Annotated in this window: 2 protein-coding genes; one reads left to right on the top strand and one right to left on the bottom strand. The window is 45.5% G+C overall.

Translation table 11 applies throughout. The annotated features are described in order from the left end of the window. Window positions 1-107 precede the first annotated feature (107 nt). Window positions 108-275 carry an NblA/ycf18 family protein gene (locus tag NJ959_RS29785; RefSeq protein ID WP_254015373.1) on the bottom strand — a complete coding sequence of 56 codons (168 nt, stop codon included), beginning with the start codon at window positions 273-275 and terminating at the stop codon, window positions 108-110. Between the two features lie 301 nt (window positions 276-576). Here NJ959_RS29785 and NJ959_RS29780 point away from each other — a divergent pair, with 301 nt between their 5' ends. Continuing rightward, window positions 577-1,194 (top strand): phycobiliprotein lyase, encoded by a 618-nt coding sequence (locus NJ959_RS29780; protein WP_254015372.1) that lies wholly within the window; start codon window positions 577-579, stop codon window positions 1,192-1,194. The last annotated feature ends 38 nt before the right edge of the window (window positions 1,195-1,232 follow it).

Here is a 1,232-nt window from a genome sequence, read left to right as displayed (position 1 = left end):
CTGCTCCCCTGCTCCCCTTGTCCCCTGTTTTTAACTATATAAATATAAAGTAGGGGCACGAAATCTCGTACCCCTCGAACCAGCCTTTGGCAAAAATCGATACCTGCTTAGGCATTTTTAAGCAGATGTTTAAATAGATTTTCTTTTACCATCATCTGCCGCATCACTTCCAGTAGATATTGTTGAGCCTCTTCCTGACTGAGAGCCTTTACCTGCTCTTGGTAAACCTTCATCTTGAATTGTTGCTCCAAGGTTAGTTGTACGGGTATGTCCATAAATTGACTCCTTAGCTCTTGTCCATTGAACGGGGTAATAAAGCCATTTATCCCTATTCCCTGTCCTTTGGGGGTTTTGAACCACTCTAGCACTGCAATTATAAAACGTCCACTTTGTCAAGCGATAAGTAATAAAAGTAACAAAATGTAATATAAACTAGAGTCGGCTGAGATCTTGTACCACCCATTCTTGAGAATGGTGCAAGATGTGAGTACTCCTAACTGGTTTAACCCGACTTTATAATCGAGGGAGTATTAAAAAAGACAATTTGTAACACAGCCCTATAAGGAGACTCACGAGATGGATGCAATGGAATTTTTTGAGCTTAGTGCTGGCTTATGGCGATCGCAACGGACAACCCATCACCTTGCATTCAAGCGAGCGGAAACAGGGGAGTCGGATATCGAGGTAGCAACCTTAACAGCAGAGCATCCCCAAGTAGTTGAAATTTGCCAGTTACATGAGGTTGAGGCTAGCTTGGCTGCGGGAGGAGCGCTAGTTAGGTGGCAGGGGACAATGGCATGGGATAAAACAGAGGGGGAAAATCACCAAGGTTCGAGCGTGATGGTGATTGTCCCCGATAAGGAGAATCCCAGGCAAGGTAGGTTACTCAGAGAGCGAGGCTATGCGGAAATCGTCCCCGTAGCAGGACGTTATTTAATGGATGATGAGGATGGGCTGATTCTCCTCACCGAATATGAAACGATGAGTTCTGAAGAACGTTTCTCCTTTGTTAGCCCGGATGTGCGGATGCGGACAAGTACAGTGAAGCGCTTTGGTGGATTCAGCACCGCATCATTATGTGTCGAAACCCGTGTTGGTGCAAATCTAGATGATGCGACTCCCCAAGATATAACCCCTCAACAAGCAAAAGATGTCTTAGCCAGCAGAGAGTCTTACTCCATTTTGGGTTTTTGATTAACAGAGCTAAGGGGAGAAGGGGGATAAGGGGGAGG

Source organism: Limnofasciculus baicalensis BBK-W-15 (genome assembly GCF_024178385.1).
In the GTDB taxonomy this organism is placed as follows: Bacteria; Cyanobacteriota; Cyanobacteriia; order Cyanobacteriales; family Coleofasciculaceae; genus Limnofasciculus; species Limnofasciculus baicalensis.
The sequence above is the reverse complement of the archived record's forward strand: the minus strand, read 5'-3'. Positions and strand labels throughout refer to the sequence as shown.